Origin of the sequence: Lysinibacillus sp. fls2-241-R2A-57 (genome assembly GCF_030209535.1) — a bacterium.
Lineage (GTDB): Bacteria > Bacillota > Bacilli > Bacillales_A > Planococcaceae > Lysinibacillus.
Genome location: NZ_JARVRU010000016.1, coordinates 16408 through 38710, shown reverse-complemented (window position 1 = coordinate 38710; position 22303 = coordinate 16408). Strand labels below are relative to the sequence as shown.

General features: G+C 35.3%; 18 protein-coding genes and 4 pseudogenes. 6 read left to right on the top strand and 16 right to left on the bottom strand.

What is annotated here, in order from left to right; translation table 11 throughout:
* Positions 1–11: 11 nt before the first annotated feature.
* From QRN68_RS03135 to QRN68_RS03120, 4 genes and pseudogenes are all read right to left on the bottom strand, one after another.
* A complete protein-coding gene (locus tag QRN68_RS03135; protein WP_285395228.1) occupies positions 12–578 on the bottom strand; it encodes a TetR/AcrR family transcriptional regulator in 567 nt (188 codons plus the stop codon).
* A 104-nt stretch (positions 579–682) separates the two neighbouring features.
* On the bottom strand, positions 683–823 hold the full coding sequence (locus QRN68_RS03130) for a hypothetical protein (protein WP_285395227.1): 141 nt from the start codon (positions 821–823) through the stop codon (positions 683–685).
* 383 nt (positions 824–1206) lie between these two features.
* Positions 1207–1320 (bottom strand): annotated as a pseudogene (locus QRN68_RS03125) (AAA family ATPase); the annotation flags it as partial.
* 424 nt (positions 1321–1744) lie between these two features.
* Positions 1745–2650 (bottom strand): NAD(P)/FAD-dependent oxidoreductase, encoded by a 906-nt coding sequence (locus QRN68_RS03120; RefSeq protein ID WP_285395225.1) that lies wholly within the window; start codon positions 2648–2650, stop codon positions 1745–1747.
* A gap of 594 nt (positions 2651–3244) precedes the next feature.
* Between QRN68_RS03120 and QRN68_RS03115 the strand changes: the two genes are divergently transcribed.
* Together QRN68_RS03115 and QRN68_RS27030 are read left to right on the top strand one after the other, a co-directional pair.
* Positions 3245–4024, top strand: coding sequence for an alpha/beta fold hydrolase (locus QRN68_RS03115; RefSeq protein ID WP_285395224.1), 780 nt, complete (start codon positions 3245–3247; stop codon positions 4022–4024).
* A gap of 79 nt (positions 4025–4103) precedes the next feature.
* Positions 4104–4287, top strand: a pseudogene (locus tag QRN68_RS27030) (IS66 family transposase); the annotation flags it as partial.
* A 132-nt stretch (positions 4288–4419) separates the two neighbouring features.
* On the opposite strand, the gene QRN68_RS03110 reads toward QRN68_RS27030, so the two are convergent.
* On the bottom strand, positions 4420–5364 hold the full coding sequence (locus QRN68_RS03110) for a DNA/RNA non-specific endonuclease (protein ID WP_285395223.1): 945 nt from the start codon (positions 5362–5364) through the stop codon (positions 4420–4422).
* A gap of 775 nt (positions 5365–6139) precedes the next feature.
* Here QRN68_RS03110 and QRN68_RS03105 point away from each other — a divergent pair.
* On the top strand, positions 6140–6586 hold the full coding sequence (locus QRN68_RS03105; protein ID WP_285395222.1) for a hypothetical protein: 447 nt from the start codon (positions 6140–6142) through the stop codon (positions 6584–6586).
* A gap of 179 nt (positions 6587–6765) precedes the next feature.
* Here QRN68_RS03105 and QRN68_RS03100 read toward each other — a convergent pair whose 3' ends face one another.
* On the bottom strand, positions 6766–6921 hold the full coding sequence (locus QRN68_RS03100) for a hypothetical protein (protein WP_285395220.1): 156 nt from the start codon (positions 6919–6921) through the stop codon (positions 6766–6768).
* Between the two features lie 100 nt (positions 6922–7021).
* Positions 7022–7306 carry a hypothetical protein gene (locus tag QRN68_RS03095; RefSeq protein WP_285395219.1) on the bottom strand — a complete coding sequence of 95 codons (285 nt, stop codon included), beginning with the start codon at positions 7304–7306 and terminating at the stop codon, positions 7022–7024.
* A gap of 194 nt (positions 7307–7500) precedes the next feature.
* Here QRN68_RS03095 and QRN68_RS03090 point away from each other — a divergent pair.
* A pseudogene (locus QRN68_RS03090) lies at positions 7501–8372 on the top strand (IS110 family RNA-guided transposase); the annotation flags it as partial.
* Positions 8373–8481: 109 nt separating this feature from the next.
* Here QRN68_RS03090 and QRN68_RS03085 read toward each other — a convergent pair.
* Positions 8482–9537 (bottom strand): ankyrin repeat domain-containing protein, encoded by a 1056-nt coding sequence (locus QRN68_RS03085; protein ID WP_285395218.1) that lies wholly within the window; start codon positions 9535–9537, stop codon positions 8482–8484.
* Between the two features lie 304 nt (positions 9538–9841).
* The gene (locus tag QRN68_RS03080) at positions 9842–10183 is read right to left on the bottom strand and encodes a hypothetical protein (protein WP_285395216.1); all 342 of its coding nucleotides are present in this window, start codon (positions 10181–10183) and stop codon (positions 9842–9844) included.
* A 652-nt stretch (positions 10184–10835) separates the two neighbouring features.
* Here QRN68_RS03080 and QRN68_RS03075 point away from each other — a divergent pair.
* Positions 10836–11267, top strand: coding sequence for a tyrosine-type recombinase/integrase (locus QRN68_RS03075; RefSeq protein WP_285395214.1), 432 nt, complete (start codon positions 10836–10838; stop codon positions 11265–11267).
* A 276-nt stretch (positions 11268–11543) separates the two neighbouring features.
* On the opposite strand, the gene QRN68_RS03070 is transcribed toward QRN68_RS03075, so the two are convergent.
* The 6 genes and pseudogenes from QRN68_RS03070 to QRN68_RS03045 all read right to left on the bottom strand — a co-directional run bounded on the left by QRN68_RS03070 (position 11544) and on the right by QRN68_RS03045 (position 19801).
* The gene (locus tag QRN68_RS03070) at positions 11544–13700 is read right to left on the bottom strand and encodes an ATP-dependent helicase (protein WP_285395213.1); all 2157 of its coding nucleotides are present in this window, start codon (positions 13698–13700) and stop codon (positions 11544–11546) included.
* Between the two features lie 855 nt (positions 13701–14555).
* Positions 14556–16355 carry a S9 family peptidase gene (locus QRN68_RS03065; protein WP_285395212.1) on the bottom strand — a complete coding sequence of 600 codons (1800 nt, stop codon included), beginning with the start codon at positions 16353–16355 and terminating at the stop codon, positions 14556–14558.
* Between the two features lie 491 nt (positions 16356–16846).
* Positions 16847–18097: a DUF4179 domain-containing protein gene (locus tag QRN68_RS03060; RefSeq protein WP_285395211.1), complete on the bottom strand. Its 1251-nt coding sequence runs from the start codon at positions 18095–18097 to the stop codon at positions 16847–16849.
* On the bottom strand, positions 18094–18594 hold the full coding sequence (locus QRN68_RS03055; RefSeq protein ID WP_285395209.1) for a sigma-70 family RNA polymerase sigma factor: 501 nt from the start codon (positions 18592–18594) through the stop codon (positions 18094–18096). The genes QRN68_RS03060 and QRN68_RS03055 overlap by 4 nt, the downstream gene beginning before the upstream one ends.
* Positions 18595–19430: 836 nt before the next feature.
* A pseudogene (locus tag QRN68_RS03050) lies at positions 19431–19634 on the bottom strand (MerR family transcriptional regulator); the annotation flags it as partial.
* A gap of 17 nt (positions 19635–19651) precedes the next feature.
* Entirely contained in the window at positions 19652–19801 is a 150-nt protein-coding gene (locus QRN68_RS03045; RefSeq protein ID WP_285395207.1) for a hypothetical protein, read from the bottom strand.
* 155 nt (positions 19802–19956) lie between these two features.
* Between QRN68_RS03045 and QRN68_RS03040 the strand changes: the two genes are divergently transcribed.
* A complete protein-coding gene (locus tag QRN68_RS03040) occupies positions 19957–20622 on the top strand; it encodes a DUF4097 family beta strand repeat-containing protein (RefSeq protein ID WP_285395206.1) in 666 nt (221 codons plus the stop codon).
* Positions 20623–21034: 412 nt separating this feature from the next.
* Here the strand turns inward: QRN68_RS03040 and QRN68_RS03035 are convergent, their stop codons facing one another.
* Positions 21035–22294 (bottom strand): ATP-grasp domain-containing protein, encoded by a 1260-nt coding sequence (locus QRN68_RS03035; protein WP_285395205.1) that lies wholly within the window; start codon positions 22292–22294, stop codon positions 21035–21037.
* Between the last annotated feature and the right edge of the window lie 9 nt (positions 22295–22303).

The window sequence follows — 22303 nt, the reverse complement described above, 5'->3', positions numbered from 1 at the left end:
AAATGCTTCTTTTATCGAAGCAAGTTAAACAAATGATCTGCTGTTTTCAAGATTACAGTTGCATCCTCCAGTGTTTCTGAAATAAATAGCGCTCCTTCAAGATTTGTAATAAAAAGAGATGCAACCTCGTCAATATTAATTGTCTTTCTAAATTCACCATTCTCTACCCCTTGTTTAAGTAATAGAGACACTTTCGTTTGTAATCCTGCAAAAAAAAGACCTATTTTTTCTTTTACTTTTGTGGCATTTGTAGGGCTTTGAATATAAAGCGTAATAAATGGACAGCTCCCCTTATATTCTCTCGTCTGAACTCCTTGTGATATTTGCTTTAAAAACAGTTGGATACGATCTTCAACTAATAATTGGTTTTGAGATAGTAAGCCATCAATTGCAGATTGATACATTTCAATCCAATAATCAACGACCCCTTCCAACAATTCTTCCTTATTAGAGAAGTGATAATACACATTAGACTTTGAAACTTTGCTTACACGAACTAATTCATCCATGCTTGTATAAGCAAACCCTTTTTCTAAAAATAATGTTGCAGCTACTTCAATCACACGTTTTTGATTCATTAATTTTCTCCTTGTTATAATTAGTACTGTACAGTACTATAATAGGTGTTGCAAGTATTTTTATTAGTTTAATAAAAAAATTGATCAAAAAAGCTATACTTTAATTAATTAATCTCATTTTGAACAAAGTTGAACTGAACCCCAAAACTGTTTTGGATGGCTTGCAATTTTTCACTTGTGTTTTTTGTTTTCCAACGAATATTTCCGTATTTATTGGAAATATTCGTTACTATAGGATTATACATATGAACCACTCCTTCGCAATCTATTATATTTTTAATATTATAAATAGTTTAAACTTTGGTGTCCTTTTACACTATTCGACTTATCGACTTGTATATGGACAAGAACCTTTATACATTTTTTTAGACTGACACCTTTACCTTATATTATTTGGGATTCTGGCTTTATTTAATCTAAACTTGTATTGATAAGCAATCCTCAGCAAATCTGCAATATAGTATTTATTTCTCACTTTATTAATTTCCTTTTACTAAATTATACAATAATGAAAACGCTGTGAAACGCATCGAAATTCAGTAACACGTACCGTTGCCCACCTCGATCGCTCTCATAGCGCACAATAAAATTGAAAAACGTTTTTAAATCATTTATGTTTATTCATAACAAATGATGTGATCTGATTGGGATAAAGAGATGAAAGCCATTCATCCTCAGATAACAATACCACATGTTTTTCTATAGCCAATTGTTTTGATTTAGTTGATTTTCCTGCTCCCATTTTTCCACAGAAAATGTATAGAGTCCCCAATTGTTTCCGTGCTTATTTTATTGGTTGTTGCCCCACCTTGTTACTATAATTTACAACCTACAACCTAGGTTATTAGTAATAGTAACTGTCTTTTTTTAGTATGATTATACAATTTCAAATATTCAATATCTAAATCGTCTTTTAATTTTAAATTAAATTTTTTTATGTTTTAGGAAAGCTGTGCCGTTAGATCAATAACTTCAACAAAAAAACCTTCAATCCTTTTTAAGCAACAAGAAAAAAACGAATTCTAAAATCAAAATCCGTTCTTCGTAATTTCTTATACTAACGCTAATACAATGTTTGAAGTATATGTGACAACACATTGGCGTTGATGTGTTTAATTATATTAACTGAGTTTCTATTTAGTTGAAGCAGAAGGTGTTATGACTAATCAAAAGCGTTCCATCGTTAGATCAGTATTTACTGAAACCGCAGCTTTATTACCTTTAGCAGCTGAGATCATTAAAGAGGATGGTTTAGATCTTTCGGTTTCCCCTGCAATATATACGTTTTTTTGGGTTGTTCTACCAACACCATCTGTTATAACTTTTCCATTTTCATGAATTTCACAGCCAAGCTTCTCAGTAAATTGATTTGGGCGATCATAAGATGGGGCAACAAATCCACCCGATCTTATTATTGTTGCTCCTGTTTCAAACTCTATTTTTTGTAAGCAACCGTCATTACCTATTAAGTCTTTTATCTTTTCCGATATAATTTTGATATTGTGTTTTTGTAACTCCATTTTACCTTCTTTAGATAATTGAACTCCGTTCGTTAAGACAACCAAATCCTGCGACCAATTATAAATTAACTTAGTCAAATGCAGTACATGCTCTTCTTTTTCTGCAATAACCACTAATGGCTTATCTTTTTGCTCCCAGCCATCACAATACGGACAACTAAATAGACTTTTCCCATAAAACTTTCTTATACTTGGTATAGAAAATATTTCTTGAATACCGGTGGCGAGTATTATTTTTTCTGAAACAAATTCCTGACTAGTAGATGTTTTGACAGTAAATAGCTCATTACCTATATCCTTAATAATTTCAGTAACTGTTGCAGTATAATATGATACGGACGGGTAATTCTCCAATTCTTTTAACGCTATTTCTTTAAACGCTTGTGGTTTTATCCCATCACGAGTAATAAATCCATGTGACGCTTGTGTCACTCTATTCCTATTCGTTCTATCGTCAAATAATGCAATGTTTCTCCTAGCTCTTCCTAAAGTTAAGCTAGCACTTAACCCAGAAGGACCTCCACCTATAATGATACAATCAAGGACATTCATTTTTTTACCTCCGTATTGATTTGGTTTTATTTTGAATTGTTATTTGTATAAGAGAACTACATTATTTCCCACATCATGGATTTCCATTCTTTACACACTAATATTGGTTTTCTTGTTTTTATAACGAAGAATTTTTGTTATTCCACTATCCTGCCCAGTTAGTGCGAGAAGAAAAAGCTACCCTAAAGGTAGCCTTGTACTGCTAAGCACCCGTTACACAAGAAGCGACTGCTCTAATTGAACAATCGCCACCTTGGATTGGTCGGTAGTCGAATATCACGATGGGCGATCCCATGCGGCCGATTCGATATAGCCACAAGTACGAGGGGCGTCTCCGCCAGCTTGCTCCGCTCTCGTAGCACTTGCAGCATCGTCTCATCCTTATGAGAATATTTCAATGAGGAAAGGCTCTCCGCCCGTGCATCAAAAATCGAAAAATCCCCTTACCTTCGTTAGCATTTCTTAAGCATATATTCATCAGAAACCTCTTCGCACTATCTCAACAAAGTTTAACGCCGAAATTAGGCATACACTCTGCCTTGGATGAATATCTTACTTAACGGGAAATTACTTTTTATAATTGGGGTGATACACTTGGGATACTTTGTAACTGTCGAACCAGGCGTCAACGTATTTATAGAGGATATCAATCCGAAGGGAAATAAAACGATACTTTTTATTCATGGATGGCCACTAAACCATAACCAGTTCGAATATCAGTTCAACTTCCTTCCAACGCTTGGATATCGTTGTATCGGAATGGACTGGAGGGGATATGGTAATTCAGATAAACCTTTTAGCGGGTACAGTTTCGATAGATTAGCAGATGATGTCCGCATGGTCATCGAGACGTTACAGTTAAGAAACATAACACTGGCAGGACACTCTACAGGAGGCGCGATCTCGATTCGTTATATGGCTCGTTACAAAGGGTATGGGGTATCTAAACTCGTCCTGATCGACGCTGCCTCTCCTTCTAGCGTTCCAAAAGAATTTACAAATAAAATCATCGAAGATACAAATCATGACCGACCGCAAATGCTGCAAGACCAAACGGGGATTTTTTTCTTTCAGAAAATTTCCGAACCGAAATCCGATTGGTTCGTTTTAATGGGATTAAAAGCGGCGAATTGGGCGACTTCCGCCATTATGGTCACGCTTAGAGATGAAAATGTTTACAACGATCTCGGTCAGATCGATGTACCCACATTAATTATTCACGGAACTCATGATGAAGTCGTTCCGTTTACCCAAGCTGAGGAAACAAATAAGCTGATCAAAAATTCGAAGCTAGTTCCGTTCCAATACAGCGGCCATTGCGCTTTTTTAGAGGAGCGCGATAGATTCAACCAATTATTATCTTCTTTTGCATAACGATCCGGAATAGCAACACCGTCGCCAATTAATTCGTAAGCGTCAAATAGCCCCCACCTTAAATAGATGAGGGCTGATTGGTGCTAGAGCGAATGCAATCTGCTTAAGTCAGACTGAAACGGCAAAAGCGAATGGCATCGATTTCTATCAATATAGTTAAACTAATGAAGGATCTGCTGAATTTACCGATCCTTCAGCAACCCCAGATTTTAAATAACTACATGCCTTGGTCGAAAAATATCCAAGCTACATGTGCAAAATAGCCACCTATTCGAAAAAATTTCAGATAGATGGCTATTCGGCGTGCTTACCGGAAGGGTGCGCTTGATTTACTTGTGTTTTTACACTTAATACTTCATCACAATAAAAATCTCCAGTCAAAATATACTAGGTGCTTATTCCCCTACCATACCGTCGTTATCATTATCTTGCATATATGGGTATAACCAGTGATCACTCGTTATTGGCATGCTATAACCTGCTGCTTTTGCTTCTTTAATCGTTACTTGACCATTTCCATCTGTATCAACGTTAGAAATATCTTCAGTGCCATTCAAAGCATGGGACTTATTAGAACTTGTTGACTTATTTGAGTTAGTTGATTTACTTTCAGTTAATCCTAGAGATTTATTTATTTCATCAGGGTTGCCGTTATCAAACTCATCTACAATTTTATTCCCTTTTAAAGTGTAAGTGTACTTGTAATGAGAAGGAATCTGCGTTTCCGTATTAGGATATGTGATTATTGCTTCAAAATTAGTAGCTCCACCAGCTTTACGAATAGCGTCTTCCATATATGCTTGATCACCATGTCGGTTAAGCGTACTATCTTGTGGCGTAATATTATAAGCATTTGATACTCCACCAAGAGAATCTGCAATAATATGTCCTTCATCTAAATCTGCTCTTTCGACACCAGGAACTTTTGCTTCATCTGCGTAGTATCTGCCAGACGATGTTACAGGTTCGGTACGATCATCTTGTAGAACGATTTCGTCAGCAATGACACGGACTAATTGCCCGTGTTCATTCGTAAAGGACCAATACTCTCGGTCCCCAAAACCAATGTCAACGACGACGTTAGGTTCGCGATGTCCAGACAAATCACCACCATCAACTTCAATTAGTTTGTAACCTTTGAACAGTCGATCTTTTGATTGAGTTGATGTTTCCTCTACTACTTGTTTTTCAGTCGTAGTTTTTTCTTTTGCACTATTTTTTGTAGTTACTTCTTGTGAATCAGCTTTCCCATCAGTATTCGATACATCTTCTACGTTCGTACAACCAACTATAAAGATGGCAGTTAAAAGTAAGATTAAATAGTTTATTTTCTTTTTCATTATAGGACTCCTCGAAATATTTTTTTTACTGGACTATCTAGAGATCTTTGAATAAAACATAAATTAACATTGTTAACCTATTTATAATAGTATATTACAATTTTAATTTTATTACAGTAGATACTTAGTTCGAAGTATGTAGTGTTAAATTCCAATAAAGATTAGTAGAGTCCATTGCATTATATTTTTCAAATATAAAATTTAGCTATACTTGCTTATGGCGGAATAACTGCTTTCACACTCTTACCTATACTTTTATATCAAAATTCAGTTTTAAAAAAGATGTTATTTAGTAATATTGGTTCTAGTACTGAAAAAGGCACAATTCCTATTCACGAATTGCGCCCCGATTGTGGAAGATCAGTTGGAATCTCTGTGGAATCCCATCTTGAAGTAAGCACTCTGTTAGTACAATAATGGGTCTCGTCAGATTTATTCGGATTTACAACGATAAGACTTCAATTTTTATACACGATTTTATTCATTAAAGACGATGGTGCAACATTACTTCAAATGCTTCAAAACCTTTGCTATGACTGACTTTTAACAAAAGTGCATAAAAAAACGCATAAACAATATTAATAAGAAAAGCCACGAAACGTTGATTTAACAACATGCGTGGCTTCTTGGTGTATTTCCAAACTTTGATTTGGGAACGTTATTTTGAATGGGATTGTATAGCTTAAGCAAACGTATTAATCAACTAAACTGTTGTACAAGAAAGTAAACAATGACCGATATAAAAAGTGAATATATTACATATCAGGAGGTTATAATGAATATTCAACTAGGAAATAGTAATTACCTTAGCACCCTAAAAAAAGATGGCTCCAATCGTTTATCAGATATTTTTACAAATAGCAAAATGAATAATGTTGTAGTTACTGTTCCAATAAAGACCTCTTTATTTGCAACAGTATTTAATGATTTTTTGATAGAAAAATCATTAGCAATAACTAATCCTAACGATTTGAAGTCTTCATTGGAATTACATCTTTTGGAGGACAAAGTTAATCAAACAGTTGAGCTTGAAAACAAGTATTGCTCGCTATGTGGTTCTATGATTGAAGATGATGGTAGTTGTCCGTTATGTATTGTGCCAATATTTATAACTGGTAACAGCAACCAAACATTTCAAAACCAAAATGTTTCACAAGTAAATAATTCCTATGTAGAGTTTGAAAGTAGAGTACACCACCTGAAAGTAAAGAAACATCAATAAAATCACATGATACCAATTTAAAATTTATGAAAAAAGCACCTATTTAGTTGAATGGGTGCTTCTTTGTGGGGGTATTCCCTAATTTTCATTTGGGAATGTTATTAAGTTAATTTGTGTATGCTTTATAAATCGCTGTTGCAATAAAACACAGGTTAGTTTATTGACTCTAAGTTTTATGTCTATTCTTTACAAAAATCTACAAATTTTTTTTCCTGTATTAAGGACATACCTGTTTGTTCTCTCAAAAACTTCACCGCTTTAATTTCACCGACCGACTTTATTTTCTCTTTTACTAAGGCAATCAGTTCCTCATTATAGATTTTAGTATAATCCATTTTTTATCACCTCGTGTAATTAAAGTTTAACATTCCCAAAGCGAGATTTGGGGACATTTTGTTCTTAACGTTGTAAAGCCGTATAAACTCCAATAAGTAATTATTTTTTATTTTTAAGTTCTAAAAGTATAGGTGCTATATTTAGTAAGATAGAAACAATTGTCAACAACCATAACACCTTTTCCATAGTAGGTACTACATCCCCTAAAGCTGCCCAGTCTCCTACTTTTACCCAATTGGATACAAGGCTATGTTCTGCACAAAGTGTCAATGCTGTAAATGATAACCCCATTGCCATTGCCAATTTATAATCTTTGCCTGTTGCATACATATAAAGATTTATAAAAGTTGCTACTATAGCAATAAGACCTAATATTAACCACATAATGACACCTCCCTTTTTCCATATAGACATAAATTGTAATTAAATTGTTCCCAAACCCTCGTTTGGGAAAGATTTTTAGATTTGTTTTGTATACTTTATAAATTCTTGTTTCCGGAAGCACTCATGGGAGATTCATCCTACTCAGGTTGCTGCACCAGCCTCTAATTTGATTGGCCGTAGAAAGGATGTTTCTAATGGAAGTCATCATTGAACGTGCATGTGGCATGGATATTCATAAGGATTCGATCACCGCATGTATTATGACACCGGAAGGCAAAGTGATTCAAAGCTTTTCTACTAAAACGGTTTTTTTATTGCAATTAATCGATTGGATTAAAGAACACGGTTGTACTCACGTAGCTATGGAAAGTACAGGTGTATTTTGGAAGCCTATTGTAAACATACTCGAGGCTGAGAATATCGAATTTTTAGTTGTAAATGCCCAACATATCAAAGCGGTTCCTGGTCGTAAGACTGATGTTAAAGATGCGGAATGGATCGCCAAGTTACTTCGTCACGGATTACTCAAAGCTAGCTTCATTCCAGATCGCACCCAACGTGAATTACGAGAATTAGTTCGGTATCGTCGGAGTATGATTGAAGAACGCGCGAGACAACATAACCGCATTCGAAAGGTACTCGAAGGTGCGAATATTAAACTTGGTTCTGTTGTATCAGATGTGATGGGGATTTCCTCTCTTGATATGCTTCGTGCCATTGCTGAAGGTCAAAATGATCCATAGAAGTTGGCTGGTTTCGCTAGACGTTCAGTGAAAAAGAAAAAAGCAGAGCTTGAACTCGCACTTCGTGGCTATATCCAACCACATCAACGACTAATGATTAAAACCATTCTTACTCATATTGATTTTTTACTGCACAAATTGAATTGTTAAATCAAGAAGTCACTTGCCGACTTTCCACACACTAAGAAGATATCGAAAGATTGGATTCCATTCCTGGAATTGCCACTCGAATGGCAGAACAAATCATAGCTGAAATCGGAACTGATGTAGAAAAGCAATTTCCAAGTGTAGCACATCTCTGTTCTTGGGCGGGGCTAGTACCTCCCACCTACCCGTCACTTACGGCATACTATCCCCTTTTCTTAGCTGTTAAGTGCTTAGAAAAGTGGATGATACTGTATATAAAAATGCTTATTGGATTCGTTAAATATGTTAGCGCTTATATTCGGGCTGTTCTAAAATAATCGGATTCGGATTGTTAAGTACCCATTGCACTGCCAACTCGCATAGTCTCGCAGGTTCCTCATCTCCATCGCCTTTGTGAAGTTCTTTCGCTAAAGTGATAGACTCCTGAAGTGCAGCGGGATGTAATGGCGTACCTAAGCTAATGTAATGGTTCAAATTTTTGAGCATTTTACGAAAATCATTATCCCAGTTGATACCGCCGTTATCTAAAATTTCGTATGAGACTTTACCAGTAATACGAATAACCTCTCCTTGTACAGTTTGCGCATGTCCTTGCGAAGGAATTAGTAAATCCCAAAGTTCATTATGTTGAGCCTGCCAGCCCTTTGTACATACTGTTATTGGAGAGGTACCATCATGCGTTTTTCGCTTCTCTACCGGTGGAACATCAAATAGCTCATAAAGACGGGAAAGTGCCTCATCCGTTTTGTTCAAATATTCTTTATTAAAACCTTCTCTGTGAAATTCAAAGTCTTTTCCAATTCGCTTAATAGAATTTTTCATTCCCGGCGTTACAGCTATACTTGCGCTCAGAAAAATCTCAGAAACTGCCACTAGATCAACAATATCTATATTTCTACATACTGCTAAAGCTTTGTCCAAAGGCGTCTCATTCATCATATTTACCGCGCTAATATTTGCGCCTTTAGAAACCAATGTACGCACCGCATTTGGTTTAAAAAAAGCAGCCGCAGTAAATAAAGGTGTTTCATTTTGATAATCCAAGGCTTCTATATCTGCATCTAACTCAAGAAGCAATTCAATATTCCCCCGCCAACTTATTGCCTGATTATGTAAAGCCGATCTTTTGTAATTGTCTCTCGCATTTATATTTGCCCCCTGTTCCACGAGCCAGCGAACTAATTCATCCGGTACATTGAAAAAGCTTAAAGCTGTTGTTTTACTATAACCACCATATGCATCTAGCTCGCACTTTGTAAATACCTCTTGTAATGCCGCAATATCACCTGCTTCAATTAGTTCATTAAAATTTTTCGGTAACGTTTTTCTCTTCCTCGCCATATGTATTTTCGCTCCTTACATTAGATTTTTGAATATAGTTCATCACGTCATTCACCATATATATACCAATCTATATTTTACCATGTTTTAATTTCTTTGCTAAGAGAGTTTACAGTTAATTAAGAAAAGAGGTTATACTTATGCAACCGTTTTATGAAAATGACTATAAAAAAGGTGGGTAATCTGTATTTTTTGTATACGGACAAGAATCTACAGACAACTAAAATTACTATTGAGGAAAGAATAAAAGAAATCAATAAATATTAAAAAGCATAAGCTTTATACGCCTACGCTTTTTCAAAAATTAATGCATCGTTATTCTTTTACAAGCTATTTTTGCTGCTGGAGTTCCAACACCTGCACCAAGAGCGGCATCTACTGATTCTCCCCAAGAACCACAGCTAGCCTTTATTTCGTTCCCTGCTGTCAAAACTCCCTCTGTTACAATATTAACACAATCATAATAGTCTGGATTAGGATTACTATCAAGATACTGTGCAGCTAATTCGTCTGCTTTCTTTTGTATTGAAAGTCGAGCTGGTTCAGCCAATGAACTAAAAACACTCTCAGCTTGCCCACCAACATGTACTATTACGTCGTTAATGTCTCGACCAGTACGATGTATTTCTCCCATTTCAGATGACATATTTAGTCCTCCCAATCTTTAAAATTTGAACTTTTAAGTTCACAAATATTTTATCCAACTGAGATTGGTCTTATCCATCAACAACTATTTCTTTTTGGTTTATATAAAAAATTTAACAAGTTTCTCTGGACTTTCTTGTCCTTATACAGCACTTGTGAATTCCCTTAAAATTTTCATGTGAAAGATAAAGCTTCTTTTTAAAGATAATGGGATGATTTAATACGATATCTGGAGGTTTTATACTTGCAACTACATGCAGCTATTGATGAATTTGTATTGTATATCGAGATTGAAAAAAATACTTTGTTAATACAGTCATTAATGATGAGTACGATTTACAACTCTTCTTAACCTTTTTAACGGATCATGGCTCGTTCAACATGTTTAAACGAGATTACCAAGACCCAAGTACGTTGCTTTAACCAATATCTATTAGGATTATTAAAACAAAAACCTCGCTCGGTGAACCGAAAAATTTCTTCTTTAAAATCATTCACCAATTAGTATCTAATATAACACTACCAGACGTATGATTTTACGAATCATCCAAGACCGATGATAATCTCCCTGCTTATATGACATTAAGGGATCTGCAGCAGCTATTTGCCTTTATAGAACGCTACCAATCAAGTTTTTCGATGCGAAAAGAGTATTGCTAGCAACAACATGTCTAAGACGTTCTGAACTTGTTTCATTAACCTGGGATCAAGTTGATTTGGTAAATGAAACGATTCGAATTGATGGAAAAGGGAAAAAAGACCGGATTTTGCCCCTTCATCCACACTTAATTCCGCTCCTGGCATCCTATAAAGCTTCTTTAAGATCATATCAAATTTATCCATCAGAACCTGTTTTCCTAAATAAAAATCGTAAAGCATTAGTTCCGCTTGGTTTGCATGTCATCTTTAAAGTTGTGTTGAAAAAGGCAGGCCTCCCACCTACCCGCTTCACGCTACATCACTTACGGCATACTTTTTCAACATGGATGTTACAAAAAAATAAAGAAAACGTTGATTTACGAACACTTCAAGAACTCCTTGGTAATGAAAGTATTACATCAACTCAAGTTTATACTCAAGTTTGAACAGAAAGAACGCAATTAATTCTTTTTGAAGTTATATAAAGTTAAGACCATAGTTTGCAAAAATCCTAACAGAGGATAAAAACCGAATTTTTTAGATAAAACATATATAAACATTCGTGTTTTAACACTGAAAATGCTATTCAGCCATCGACCAGATACTTCATCAATCGAATAAAACACGAATATTATTTTTGGAAGTTATCAAGAAGAAAATAATAAAAAATAATAAAGGCTGTATTCTCAAGCGTATTCGAAAAAATCCCGAATACGCTTCATTTAATCTTCCATCGTTTCTAAATAGCCTTGCTGTAAACATGTATCCGTCAAAAACTTCTTAATCCCTGTAGCAAATGACAATTCAATCGTGCTACTTGTAACGGCTAATATTTCCCCTTCTCCTAAAATCACATGCATTACTTTCGAGCCAGCGATTAACGCTGACTCGGTTGTAATCGTCCGCTCATTACGATATTGCTTCGGAGCTTTCTTCGGACTTTTCGGCGCTTTCTTGGGCAATTCTTGCGGTGAAACGATTTGTTTTAACTCCTTCATGAATATCGATGGCTCCACACTGGTTTTAAAGCGTTTACTATATGAAATTAATTCCAAATGGCGAATCGCACGTGTGATACCGACATAAAAGAGTCGCGTTTCTTCCTCGATTTCTTCTTCCGCATCACTAGGTAAAATCCCCTCAATCAAGTCAATCAAATACACATGGTCAAATTCCAAGCCTTTTGAACTGTGCAATGTCGTCAATGTAATTGCATTCAATTCATTTTTCATATGAGACGAACGTGCTAAATTTTCAAGCCGCTTCAAACGACCCGCAAATTCGGTCATTGTCGTCGTATGGCGAGCAATTAAACCAAGTACATCCACTATATCTAGTAAACTTTCATAATTAAAACCGAGATTCTCACTCATTTTCTTTAAGTTACGCTCATAACCAAAGTCATAACGAATATGCTCTAGCATAGCTGTTGGCGTTGTTTTATCAAATTGAATGCTATCATACGTTTTGCGAATTCGCTTAATATAGTCAGGCTGATAATCCTTTAATTCAACATGCTCTAACAACCGTGTGAATATACAGCCATCCTCCGGCACTTTTTGTAGCGCCTTCAATTGCGCTGGCGTAATATAAGCATTCATTTTTCTGTAAACCTTTTCAAATACCGTGACATTTTTTGTATTGTACGCTAGACGCATGAAGTTCATAATATCCTCCACGATCCAATGCGTGAAAAAGCGAATCGTGGAATCTTTCATATAGAAAGGTAAACCTGCTCTTTCAAACGCGTCCATAAGCGGAATGGCTGACGTATTATTTCGATATAAAATAGCCGTTGAGCCGCGCTTAGACAGTTTTTTCAATTGATCCACTAAATATTTGGCCTGTAAATTGTAATTTTCTAGGATTTTAAACGAGATTGGCTCTGCTGCAGGATTTTCCGTAAACATTTGTTTGTTATAACGCTTTTTATTTCGCTGAATGAATATATTGGCTGGCTCTACAATCGTTGTAGATGAACGATAATTTTGCGTCATAAGTAAAACATGCGCCTCCGGATATATCTTTCGAAAATTCAACAAATAATCTGGCTCTGCACCGCGCCAGCTATAAATGGCCTGATCCTCATCTGCAACGACGCATAAATTTTGATGGACTGCGACGAGCTTCGCGATGATTGCATGTTGAACTGGCGATGTATCCTGACTTTCATCCGTTAAATAATAATCGTAGCGGCGTTGGTATTGCGCCAGCACCTCTCGATTTTTCGTGAAAATATCATTCGCCATTAACAGCATATCGTCAAAATCAATTAACAAACGGTCACTACCTGTGCGTTTATATTCCTCATAACGCTGTAAAATCTCAACTTTTTTTGGCACTTTTACTTCTGTAATTGCCCATTCCTGTTCTGGCAGCATTTTATTTTTGATAAACGTTATATACGTCAGTAGCTCGTCTAACTGATCTTCGGTAATTTTTGAGCCATTTAATTGTTCAAAAATCTCGCGAAGCACTCGTTTTTTTGAAACAACACCAGGCTTGTCCGACTCTTCAATGATACCGTACGAAATGCCCTGACGTTCAAGTGTTTGCCGGACAACTTGAAATGCTAAACTATGAATCGTCGAAAAATCAACCGGTGGCAAATGCGGAAAAAACTTTGCAAAACGTGCCTTCATATCATTTGCCGATGCCTTACTAAACGTGACAGCCTTTATGCGAGAAGGATTCACACCAAGCGCCTCAATCATATAGCCAATACGCATAATAATCGTCGTCGTTTTTCCTGAACCGGGAGATGCCAATAGTAGCAGCGGGCCACTCGTTTGCAACACCGCCTGCGTCTGCACATTATTTAGACGAACGCCAAGTGAACGCTCCTTTTCCTCAAAAAATGCTTTTTGTGCTCCATTCATATCAATTGCTCCGTTCTAAAAAAATCTATTCGTTATTATACCAAATGATGAGGATTCAGCCGAGGAAAGCAGCACAATTTTAAAGCAAAGAAAGAATAATCGTATGTATAAAGCAGCTTTACAATAAGTGGCAGGGACAAAACTGGTCAAAACCTTAAAAAGCACGATAAATCAATTTAGAAACGTTGATTTATCGCGTTTATTGATGTTAAGTTATTAAATTATGCGTAAAAAAATATGCTCATGTCATAAGCGAAGTAAATTAGTGTTGCATGAAGGTAGATGTCGATATTTTTCAAAAGTTGGGTGATAAATCGATAAAGTTGGTCGATAAACAATCAAAAGTTCTCGACAAATTTCAAAACTGCAGCTCATTATAGTTTTTGTCGCTGCAGAAAAATGAGGTTTTGTCCCAGCTTCTTTTGCGTGTAACTACCTGTAAATTTTCTATTTCCGTTGCGGATAAATTGTACAGATTGGCGTCATTTTTCGTTATTTTTTTAACATCCGCTCCTTAGCAATTTTACATTAAATACGAGTAAGGAAAAATTGGTTTCAGATTTTATTACGCTGCTCAATCCATCCCGAATATCCGATAAAACATTTGAAATTTATCAGGTTCTTTTTGATTTGATTTGCTGAAATATCTTCAAGTGGGATAAATGTCTGTTTCGATCCCCCACTACAACGAAGTGTATGTGGCAACACAAGGGATGTTGGTCGGTTTATGTAATTAACTAGGTCCTACCAAAGTAGAACCTAGTCTTTTTCATTTAACTTATCACAGTATTTCCATCAACTTACGCACCCATTACGTAAAGAAAGAATTTTTAATATTTCTCTTGATACGTATCGTTATGCTTTCACTTTTGATCCAACGAATTGATTCATAAATGAGAGAATTTTTTGATAAACAGCAATTTCATTTTCTTTTTTAGAGAACCCATGTCCTTCATCTTCAAGAAGCATGTACTCGACATCACGACCTTTATCTTTTAAAGCTTGGACGATTTGATCAGATTCCTCTTTCACAACACGTGGATCATTCGCTCCTTGGATAACGAGCATTGGTTTCACCATAGTTTCTAAATACGTAATTGGTGAGAAATCAATGAGTTTTTGCTTGTCTCTTTCAGGATTTCCTACCCATTGATCCATAATTGGCTTCCAGTCTTCAGGAACCGAGTGGATAAATGAGAACAAATCAGATGGACCAAATATATCCACTACAGCTTTGAAATAATCAGCATGTCGACCGTGAAGTAATAAGGCCATATATCCTCCATAACTTCCACCCATCAATAAAATATTGCCTTTTTCCGCGTAGCCATTATCAATGAGCCAGTCGAGACCAGCTACATTATCAAGGCGTGGACCGTGTCCCCAATCACCTTCTACCATTTTCGTGAAAGCCAATCCATAGCCTGTCGAACCACGGAAATTCGGAGCAAAGATACTATACCCGTTATTTAAAAAGAATTGGAAGGAAGCTCTAAAAAATTTACGCTCTGCAGCTTGCGGACCACCATGCGGCCAAAAGATGATTTCACCATTATCATTTTCCTTTTTAGCTTTGAAAAATAAGGACTCTATTTCAAGTCCGTCAAAGGAAGAATAAGTAATCACATCCGGCTCAACTAATTCGCTTTGATCTACACCTGGAACTGTGTATTCCGTTAAAGATGTCCATCCATTTTCCTTAAATTGATAAATATTATGCGGCTTCGTAGCACTTCTTCCTAATAAATACAAACTACCGGATTTTGTGACTATAAGCTTTCCGATGACACTACATGGTGAATCTAGTTCTTCCCAATTATTCGATAGCAAATCATACATGTATAAATGATCTTCTACACCTTTTTCACTGATTACATACAGGCACTGGTTTTCTTTGTTATATTTCAACGTAGTGAAGCTTTCATTCTCCAAATCTTTCACTTTTACAAACTCATTTGTCTCTAAATTATACGAAGCCAAATACGTAAAATCAGCATCGTAATCCGTTAATAAATAGATGAGCTCATCGGATACAAAAACTGCGTCACTGACCGTATGTTGCTGATCTGTTGGCGGTGTCAGGAGAATATGTTCCTCTCCTCGTTTGGCGTAAATGAGTGTATACGTATTAGCAAAATGTTTATAGTAGAGGGCTACCTCTTCATTCGGGCTAAAATCGATTAAAAAAGTCGGCGCATCTTTTCCCTCAAGAACTGTTTCTTCCTCACCAGTCACCAAGTCATAGACATATACATTTAAATACGTTGGATTTCCTTTCGAAGATGTATAATAAAGCTTGTTCCCATCTTCTGATAAAATTGGCCCAGAATTACGAGTTCCTTCTTCATAAATAATTTTCTTCATTGTCCCACCTTGAAGCGGAAGTCCATAAAATTGCGTATTTTCGTCTCCATTCTGATCAAAACCGGCAATGATAAATCGTCCTTGTTTATCATAGAGAAGGCCTTGACAGCTCTGGTCAATAAAAGTAAGCGGCGTTGGGAACGTATTTGGTAAATTCATGGCCCATAAATTATACTTTCCACTTAAATTGGTACTGAAAACTAGTTGTTTTTCATCTGGACTAACCGCAAAATCACCAATCGAAAATGTTCGTAAAAACTGTTCTACATCTGGTTTAGAAAAAGATATCATAATGAAAACTCCTCCTTTTTTGAATTGAGCGAAAAGTCTATCTCTTTATACAATACCATTATTATGCTTTAATGTATAACATGTGGTAATTGAATGTACTATATGTTTAAACAAAATAATAAAGAGTATGCCTATTTGAAACATTTTAGTTGACTTAAAAGTGATTATAAAAGTTAAAACCATAATACCGGTTACAACTTAGTTATTGGAAAATATCACCGTCCAGAATTACGGTATCAAACATTTCAAGTTTTTCTTGGGCAATTTTCAAACGTTCTATTTGACGTTCTAAATACCATGCTTTTGACTCCAACAAAAATTGCATTAATCCTTTTTAGATTAAAAAAACGAATTCCATCATCAGAAATTCGTTTTTTTCATTATCCTAACTCCAAGCACTCAACAGCCTCACAATGTGTTGTTACTGTAGCTAGTCTAAAATATTAAAAAAGATGTTCAAAAAGTCTCTTCTTTTTGAACATCTGCGCACTTTATTTCAATGGAATATTTAGTTCAATATCCTCTCCAATAGGATTGAAGAAATAGTTGATATATATTTTTGCTTTGCCATCATAATCTTCAAATTGCGTCGTCTCAATTACGTACTGCTCATCTTGTGAAACATTGGCATCTTTAAGTGCTAACCTCGTACCATCTTCTTTTATAGCATCAGTTAGCAATAAAAATCTACTTTCAGCCCGTGTATCTATAGCAACTGATACATCTTGCTGCGTTACGGAAATGTCCCAATCGAAATAATCAGGCTTGGAGAGTACTTCTTTTGTCCCGAAATCAACTTCGATAAAATCCTTACCCTTTGGAACGGCATGAACAGCTCCAATTATAATTTTGAGTGACTCTGGATTATGGAAATAATTGCTTTCCAAATATAGCGTATATTTCCCTTCACGAACATTTTTGTATAATGGGTGACGTTTGCTTTTTCTTCGCTCTCCATCTTGCATCACGACCTCAATATCATCAAACGATAATATTTCCATCGTATTCGCTTCGTCTACTTCAATATCGAGAGCCATTTCTAATGGAGAACGACGAATTTGTGTAATCGTAAATTTCTGACCACCAACATTTACAGTTTGATTCGCAGTAAAAATTTTCTCCTTTGCGATTTCATTTTGTAGTGTAAACGGTACCGTAATTTCAATGTTCCCCTTATCTTTATCTTTAAAATGAAAAACCGCTTTAAAATCTTTTGAAGTATAATCGAAAGGCTCTACAAAATCATATTCCACTGAAGAAGAGATGCGTGTTTGATTTATTGTAATCCCGTCAAATGAACCTCCGCCTTCAATTTTTTTGTCCCCTTGGAACAATTGAACTTCCTCCAAGTTTAATTTCGAAATATCAGATGAGGCATCGGCTTCATAGAAAAGTACTAATCCAGTATGATCTGCTATCACGCCTTGCAATGTAAGCGATAGACCATTTTTAGACTTCGTTACATTGATTTCTTCATAGTATTCATTGTCGACAATATCTTGTATCCCTTTATCTCTTACAACCGCAGATACAATTGCTTGAAAGCCAGGTATTTTTGCAACATGGCTAGCAATCGTAGGAGAAACACGAATTGAAAATAAAAAGCTTAAGCAAAACAAAAAGGCTATTGCACCCGAAAAAATGCGCTTCTTTGTTCTTTTTTCTCGCTGTACTTTACGATACATATCCATTCGAACTTGTTGAAGTTTCTCCTTTGGAACGTCAATCGGTAGTTTACTCATAGCCAGTCCTCCTTTTTTCCAGCGAAGTTTCTAAGCTTCTTTAGTATGTGATGAAGCTTAGACTTTACAGTACCCTCCGGAATTTGATTTAGCTCGGCAATTTCTTTGTTTTTTAGTTGCTGAAAATATTTCATATAGACGAGTTGCTGCTCTGACAAGGATAAATGTTCCAATAACCTCTCCATATCAGAGTAGATGACCCATTCAACTAGGTGATGTTCCTCAATTGAAACGGTTGGTTGGCGTTTTCGTAAATGGTCTTTACAACAATTGATTAAGACGCGCACGAGCCATGTTCTGGCATATTCGTGCTGTTGTACGGTATGCATTTTTTTAAGTGCCTTGTAAACCAGCTCCTGCATCACGTCTAAAGCGTCTTGCTCATTTTTCATGTATGTAAAAGCCATGCGATATAAAATTTCTTCATCCATTTCAATTAGTGAAAGTATCGCTTGATGATCCCCACGAATAGCACGCTGCACGATTTCAAATTCCATCCTTTTCCCCTCCTTCCTTAATTAGACTCATCGATGCTTCATTTCGTTCAAAAAATTTTTAATTATTTAGGAAATCGTCATTACAAATATAAACTTCTGGATACGCATGACGAGTAGCTGTATATCTTTGATAAGATTATCAGATATACAGCTACTGAGTTTCCACAGGTCGATTGGATAGATTTGCCCCGGCTATGAACTTATTTAAACTATTCCTGTCCTGATGGAATAGCACATTTGGCCACTCAGTGAGGAATTTTTCTATGTATCTGTAAAAATCTAACCTATTCGCTTTCACTGTTTCGGCAAGTTCAAGGGGATGGGATGATGGTCCAGACTATAATTTCACCTAAAACAAATGGTTGTCCTAATAATAATGGGGGAAATCATTTAGAAACAATTATGCCACTAATCAAACAGGTATATTAGTGGCTTTTGAAGGTGTTCCAAGTGGATACAATACATAGGCATTTGGCTTTAATCTTTTCATTAAAAGAATCCTTCTTGTATTAAACTACCCCTTTAATACAAGAAGGATTGCTCTAATAGAACAATTACCTCTTAAGCTTACCAGTATGTATTAACAAATTTAAACATCAAAATGAATCATTCATTTATCTTCTTTTATTGCTTCAGCTATTTTTTTATCAATTCTCAAGTTCTTCTGATTTTTTATGGAATAATTTTCATGAATACTGAAGAAATCTACATTAAACGATAATTAGCATTATTTAAACGAATAATCCCCATTTGAACGATAAATTATGGGAACCAACCGATAATAAGAACGTTGTGGCCAAAACAATTTCATTTCCTAATATGCAGAAATTAAAGCCTATTTTCTCTCTGATCTCGCCTAATTGAAATCCTATAGTTTTTAAGAATTGTATTTGCTGAAGTTTCTTTAACTCAGTGTATGAGTATAATCGATGACCTCCTTCCGTTTTTGATACAGGTTTCAGAAGTCCAATTTTGTCATAATATCTAAAGGTTCTAACTGATACCCCACTTAGTTTTTTAAATTCGTTAATATGAAACAAGTTAATACCCTACTTTCTTATTCATTTGTATGATTAAAAAACATGGTTTTTAATAGGTAACCAATTCCTAAGCCGATTAGTACCCCTGGAAAAGCATTATCAATCAATAAACCGACTCCGGCTCCAATAATAACGCAAGCATAAATAATAATATCGTCTTTTTTCATACAGGATTCTCCTTTTAAGTTAGTTTAAAGTAAAAGCTCTACTAACAGTATAAAAGATGACGCAACGTCACTTTCAAGCAATTTAACATCTTGTTGCATAAAATTTGAAACTGACCTTACGTCATCTAATAAAATCAGTTTAAGGAGGGCGGAAAATGATTAAACAAACAACCATTCGTTTATTTTTATTACTAATTATGCTTGCAGGCTGTTCAACAAGGGAGGAAGAAGTCATCGTAAATAAAGAATCCATAGAAGATATTGAGGAGATTACGATAAATTTTGCAAGTACAGATGTTGTGTTTTCTCCTAGTGAAACAAATGAAATAGAAGCAAATTTAACAGTTAATGATGACGGAGCGGGTGCAATAGTAGAGAAATCTTCAAAACAGATATCGATTAAATTGGATACTGATATTACAAGATTATTTAACCTTAGTAAAAAACCGACTTTAGAAGTTAAAGTACCTAAGCAATTCAAAGGGAAAATAATTCTTGATGGATCTTCTGGTAATGTTACTGGAAAGGAATTATTTCAAAATGACATTGAAATACGCTCAAGCAGCGGTAATGTTAAACTTCATTTTATAGAATTGAATAATGATGTAAATATAACAACCACAAGTGGTAAAGTATCAGTGGATTTTGATGAAGAACAGCCTAATTTAGAATTAGATATCAATACAAACAGTGGTAGACAATCAATTGACTTAACTCTAAACGGCAATTCAAAGACAAAAAAGGAATTACAGGGTATTTCAGGTAATGGTGATCATAAGATGCAAATTGTAACGAAGTCAGGAAATATAGATTTGAATTAATAAAGGTAAGATAAATTTAAATAGAATAGTATATAAAAACCTTTATTATCAGACATATTTGATAGCACCGTAGTTGTCTGTTTTACGATTAACATAACGAATTCTCTTATATAATCCGTAAGAGATATTCTAACTCAGTTTCTAATACTTCATTTTCTTGATGCTGTGAAGAACGAGAAAAACCACCAGACACAAAGTCTGGTGGTTCTATGAATTCGGCTAATTCAATATCTATTTTATGGCGAAAATACTACCTACTCTTTTTGAAAGCAACTTACCCTCGATGGTTTTCTAAAGTGGTTTCATTTTTGAAAAGCTTTCACGAGATTAGTCTTTCTATTTTGGTTAATAGACATACGTGGTTTAAATTGTCCTTTTTCTTGACATAGACCAGTCATGTACCACATTCCTTTTAAAATAATTTTTTAAAAGAAGGTTTCCATTCTGACAAATCCTGATAAACAAATGTTATATTGTCACATATTTTATCTGCAACTTCGTACATATGTTGTATATCATTAGCCGTAAATAATATATATCCTTTGCGCCCTGTACTGTCTACAATAGTTGGTATGGTGTCGCCCTCTTTTACTAATAGATCAATTAATACGACCTCGGATATGTTAGCTAACCCTTCATACTTGATTTCTTTTAAGTAACCTGGTTTTGGAATCAAGCTTAAAGACATAGCTTGACATTTTGAGGGTACACATCTAAATTCATCTATAGTCTTAGTAGCTATCGCATCATAATAGTATCCAAATTGAGATATGCCAGTTGTTAGTTCTACCATTTTCCAAATGTTACCGCCACCTATCCTCACTTGAGACTCTATGATTATTGGCTTATTTTGTTTTCCTATCTTTACCTCTGTATGAGTAATGCCATCTTCCAGTTGCATGTCGTCCAAAAATAGCATTACTTTCTCAATGATTAATTTTTTTTGAGAGTCATCTATAGGTGCCGGCATAATAGTATAGTTTATTAAAAACGTATCTTCTTTAAATATTTCAGCTGATATAGCTAGTATAGAATGTTTTTTGTTAGAAGAAACGGCTTCGACCGTATAAACTACGTCACCTTCAATATACTCTTCCACTAAAATAGGTAATTGAATACCGTTATCTTTAATAAATGCCTCTACGTCATCTTCTATGTCTAGCTTAGATACTCCTTTACCACCTGCACCAATCGGGGGCTTTATTATAATACTTTCTTTTTTGTTCAAAAATTCATCAATGTCTTTTATGTTGTTGCAAACGATCGAATCTATCGAAAAGTCTTTGCCTGCTAGAACTTCACGCATCATGTCTTTATTACGGGTTATCATATTTGCGTTGAAAGAAAATCCGTTAACATTAAAAATTTTTGCAATTATGCTAGCAGTATCTAAGGCTGCTTCGTTGAAAGATACAACCATATCAAACGGTTTCTCTATGTACAATTCTTCAGCATAGTACACACAGACGGGTATGTTTGTTGTGTCTATTTCTTTTTTATAGAAACACTTTTCTAAGATAGTTCCATCGAAATATATGTGTTTAGTGTAAGACCCTATATACGAAACAGTATACCCCCTATCTATAGCATCTTGTATAGGCTTTGTCCATCCTCCTATAAATAAAATGTGTTGTGTATTTTCTATGTCAGTTCCTTTTGATACCTTATACATTATAATCAT

Bases quoted from the DNA above. Each gene is read 5' to 3' on its own strand.
- QRN68_RS03135 (WP_285395228.1), bottom strand. From the start codon at position 578: ATGAATCAAAAACGTGTGATTGAAGTAGCTGCAACATTATTTTTAGAA.
- QRN68_RS03130 (WP_285395227.1), bottom strand. From the start codon at position 823: ATGTATAATCCTATAGTAACGAATATTTCCAATAAATACGGAAATATT.
- QRN68_RS03120 (WP_285395225.1), bottom strand. From the start codon at position 2,650: ATGAATGTCCTTGATTGTATCATTATAGGTGGAGGTCCTTCTGGGTTA.
- QRN68_RS03110 (WP_285395223.1), bottom strand. From the start codon at position 5,364: ATGAAAAAGAAAATAAACTATTTAATCTTACTTTTAACTGCCATCTTT.
- QRN68_RS03105 (WP_285395222.1), top strand. From the start codon at position 6,140: ATGAATATTCAACTAGGAAATAGTAATTACCTTAGCACCCTAAAAAAA.
- QRN68_RS03100 (WP_285395220.1), bottom strand. From the start codon at position 6,921: ATGGATTATACTAAAATCTATAATGAGGAACTGATTGCCTTAGTAAAA.
- QRN68_RS03095 (WP_285395219.1), bottom strand. From the start codon at position 7,306: ATGTGGTTAATATTAGGTCTTATTGCTATAGTAGCAACTTTTATAAAT.
- QRN68_RS03085 (WP_285395218.1), bottom strand. From the start codon at position 9,537: ATGGCGAGGAAGAGAAAAACGTTACCGAAAAATTTTAATGAACTAATT.
- QRN68_RS03080 (WP_285395216.1), bottom strand. From the start codon at position 10,183: ATGTCATCTGAAATGGGAGAAATACATCGTACTGGTCGAGACATTAAC.
- QRN68_RS03070 (WP_285395213.1), bottom strand. From the start codon at position 13,700: ATGAATGGAGCACAAAAAGCATTTTTTGAGGAAAAGGAGCGTTCACTT.
- QRN68_RS03065 (WP_285395212.1), bottom strand. From the start codon at position 16,355: ATGATATCTTTTTCTAAACCAGATGTAGAACAGTTTTTACGAACATTT.
- QRN68_RS03060 (WP_285395211.1), bottom strand. From the start codon at position 18,097: ATGAGTAAACTACCGATTGACGTTCCAAAGGAGAAACTTCAACAAGTT.
- QRN68_RS03055 (WP_285395209.1), bottom strand. From the start codon at position 18,594: ATGGAATTTGAAATCGTGCAGCGTGCTATTCGTGGGGATCATCAAGCG.
- QRN68_RS03045 (WP_285395207.1), bottom strand. From the start codon at position 19,801: ATGAAAAAAGACGATATTATTATTTATGCTTGCGTTATTATTGGAGCC.
- QRN68_RS03040 (WP_285395206.1), top strand. From the start codon at position 19,957: ATGATTAAACAAACAACCATTCGTTTATTTTTATTACTAATTATGCTT.
- QRN68_RS03035 (WP_285395205.1), bottom strand. From the start codon at position 22,294: ATGTATAAGGTATCAAAAGGAACTGACATAGAAAATACACAACACATT.